This is a genomic window from Mesorhizobium sp. M7A.F.Ca.AU.001.01.1.1, assembly GCF_004022735.1.
Classification (GTDB): Bacteria; Pseudomonadota; Alphaproteobacteria; order Rhizobiales; family Rhizobiaceae; genus Mesorhizobium; species Mesorhizobium ciceri.
Map to the genome: position 1 here is coordinate 1 of NZ_RZPF01000799.1, position 2,720 is coordinate 2,720.

The window sequence follows — 2,720 nt, forward strand, 5'->3', positions numbered from 1 at the left end:
TTCCAGGACCCGTTCGGCTCGTTGTCGCCGCGCATGACTGTCGGCCAGGTCATCACCGAAGGACTTCTGGTGCATGAGCCTGACCTTTCGGGCAAGCAGCGTGATCAACGCGCGGTCGAGGCCTTGCGCGAGGTCGGCCTCGACCCCAACGCCCGCAACCGCTACCCGCACGAATTCTCCGGCGGTCAGCGGCAGCGCATCGCCATTGCCCGCGCCATGATCCTGAAGCCCAGGCTGGTGGTATTGGATGAGCCGACTTCGGCGCTCGATCGCTCTGTGCAGAAACAGATCGTCGAACTGCTGCGCAAGCTGCAGGCGGACCACGAATTGTCCTATCTCTTCATCAGCCACGATCTGTCGGTCGTGCGCGCCATGGCCGACTACATCATCGTCATGAAACAGGGCAAGATCGTCGAGGAAGGGCCGACCGAGGCGATCTTCAGCAATCCGCAGCACGCCTACACACAGACGCTGATGGCCGCCGCGATCGACGTGACGCGATTTCGCCTGAGCGCCTGAACCGGGCTCTGCACCGAGGCGTTGGCTGTCCGCTCAATTCGCGGACCTCTGGCACTTGCGCGCTCGCACGGCGGCAATGGCATCCTGTTGCTGCTTAAGCCGGTCGATCCTGGCTGTTTCACGGTTGGCTACCGCGGTCTTCACGCGTGAGCCGCCGAGCAGCCAGCGTGGAACATTGGTGTTGGCGACCTTGCCGCGCGTGATTGCCGTTTGCGAGATGTCACGGGCGACGTCTCCCATCGCACTGTTGAGGTCGGTGCACGTCATTGAATCGTATTTCGCCGGATCGACGGTTCTGCCGAGCGATGAACAGCCAGCGACGAGAACCAGCGTCATCACAAGAATCAAGGGCGGGGCTGTGGTTGAATTCAAATTCATGTCGCACTCGGCCCGCCGTTTCACTCATTCCATCAGGTCCATCGACCCTAGAGCCGACGGGCCTTTTCGTCAAAATATGCGGCCGCGAAGCAACCTGCCACAGGGTTCGGCCATGCGGGCCGACGGCAGGAACATCCCCAGTCTGAATTGCTATCTGCCGGGTGTGGAGTTCAATCGCTGGCAAACGGAGAGTGCCGGTTCCGGCGACGTCGAGGCGGCTTTCCTAAGCTGCTTCGGCCACCAACGTCGACGGGGGACCGCCGAGCACTGTCTGAGCGATCTCGGCGTCATTTTCATCGACATGCGCCGTCACCAGGACGACGCCCTCGGCCACGTCCTGATCATCCGCCTTCATGGCGTGCAGGGCGAATGTTCCAAACAGACCGCCGGCAACGCCGCCACAGACCGCGCCAGCCACCGCTGTTGGCAATACGCTCGCAGCAACAGGATTGATGCCAACTGCCGCAACGACGCTCAGACATGCCAACCCGCCGGCAGCAGCGCCCAGTACCGATCCCAAAGCGGAAACCCAAACAGATCCTGTCTCGTCATTGTAAGGCCCGATGATCGCGATCTGTACGCGAGGAATTCCGGCCGCCACCAAGTCGCTAGCGACCCGCGTCGCATCGGCGTGGGAATCAAAAAGTCTGCTAATCGTCGGCATGGTCGCTTAACGCTTCGGGCTGTTCAGCAGCGTGTCGGTGAGGAATGACGCGGCAATCAGGTCGTCAACCTCGATTCGGCCCTCGCCGCCCTCCATGATGGCCGCGACCTTCTGGAAGGTCTTCATCTCGTCTTCGGTAATCTGGGCTTGCTGCATCCTGGCCTTGATCTCTGTTACTCGCGTGCTCAGGGCATCGGATCGTTTGGTCTCACGGTTCGACATGCTGCTGCTCTTGGTTTCATCGATCATTTTTGCCCGCCACCCCGAATTTGGGGCAAGCGCATGCGTTTCCAACCTGGACTTCGGTCGGGCAGGGGTCAGACCTAAGTCTGGCTAGGGGCAATTGTCTTGCCGACGGTGCTGCCAAAAGCATGATCAAAGGGCCTCTCGTGGCCCGATTCCTTCAAGAATCGGGCCGGAGATCTGTGGTCAGTACCCGTCGTTCTCGATCACCACGGGATGGTGCCGATGGTGGTGGCGATGGGTGGAAACGGAACCTGTCACGACAACGGTATCGCGGTGATGATGCCGGCGCCCATGGTCGTAGAACGCCACAGTACCATGGCGGCGGTGGTGCAAGCGCTGACCGTCTTCGTTGATGATCTTGACGCTGCCGTGATGTCGATGATGGGTTCTAACAACCACATCGGCTTCGGCTGCCGAAGCCACGACGGGCAGTCCAATGGAAATCGCCAACGCGCACATGATCATTGTTTTCATTGCAATTTCTCCATTTTCTTAATTAGCCCTTCATTGGATTAACTGCCCCTGATCACTTTGGTTCCGGTGGTCCGGCATCGGCCCGAACGTTCACTGGTCATCGCCGGATCTCGTCAACGACGGAACATTAGACGTGCCTGATGGTTTTATTTCTCGCAGCCGGGATCACGATTTGGTGTCTGCTGCGGATCAGTCGGCAAAGACTGGTCGGCCCGCGTTCTCCGCCAGAGGCGCGGGCTTCCCCCAGGCAACAGGAGAGAGATCATGAACAATATCATTTGGCTCGTTGGAGCTGTGGTCATCGTGATAGCGATCTTGAGCTTTTTTGGCCTCCGCTAGCCGGACGCGCGTGCCAGTTGCACTGGACAGCAACCAGACGGTCAACCGGCCGCTTTATGCCTTCATACGTGCGCTCGCGGACAGATTCCGGAAAACATCT

At 59.6% G+C, this 2,720-nt stretch carries 5 protein-coding genes; 1 reads left to right on the forward strand and 4 read right to left on the reverse strand.

What is annotated here, in order from left to right; translation table 11 throughout:
• Positions 1-519, forward strand: a 519-nt coding sequence (locus tag EN884_RS32010; protein ID WP_128360973.1) for an ATP-binding cassette domain-containing protein, incomplete at its 5' end; no start/stop codon positions are given.
• A gap of 33 nt (positions 520-552) precedes the next feature.
• Here the strand turns inward: EN884_RS32010 and EN884_RS32015 are convergent.
• The 4 genes from EN884_RS32015 to EN884_RS32030 all read right to left on the reverse strand — a co-directional run bounded on the left by EN884_RS32015 (position 553) and on the right by EN884_RS32030 (position 2,281).
• A complete protein-coding gene (locus tag EN884_RS32015; protein ID WP_224621054.1) occupies positions 553-855 on the reverse strand; it encodes a hypothetical protein in 303 nt (100 codons plus the stop codon).
• A 265-nt stretch (positions 856-1,120) separates the two neighbouring features.
• On the reverse strand, positions 1,121-1,561 hold the full coding sequence (locus EN884_RS38815) for a hypothetical protein (RefSeq protein WP_063167694.1): 441 nt from the start codon (positions 1,559-1,561) through the stop codon (positions 1,121-1,123).
• A gap of 6 nt (positions 1,562-1,567) precedes the next feature.
• Positions 1,568-1,783, reverse strand: coding sequence for a hypothetical protein (locus EN884_RS32025; protein ID WP_024503705.1), 216 nt, complete (start codon positions 1,781-1,783; stop codon positions 1,568-1,570).
• Between the two features lie 207 nt (positions 1,784-1,990).
• A complete protein-coding gene (locus tag EN884_RS32030) occupies positions 1,991-2,281 on the reverse strand; it encodes a hypothetical protein (protein ID WP_013532685.1) in 291 nt (96 codons plus the stop codon).
• Positions 2,282-2,720 lie beyond the last annotated feature (439 nt).

Bases quoted from the DNA above. Each gene is read 5' to 3' on its own strand.
- EN884_RS32015 (WP_224621054.1), bottom strand. From the start codon at position 855: ATGACGCTGGTTCTCGTCGCTGGCTGTTCATCGCTCGGCAGAACCGTC.
- EN884_RS32025 (WP_024503705.1), bottom strand. From the start codon at position 1,783: ATGTCGAACCGTGAGACCAAACGATCCGATGCCCTGAGCACGCGAGTA.
- EN884_RS38815 (WP_063167694.1), bottom strand. From the start codon at position 1,561: ATGCCGACGATTAGCAGACTTTTTGATTCCCACGCCGATGCGACGCGG.
- EN884_RS32030 (WP_013532685.1), bottom strand. From the start codon at position 2,281: ATGAAAACAATGATCATGTGCGCGTTGGCGATTTCCATTGGACTGCCC.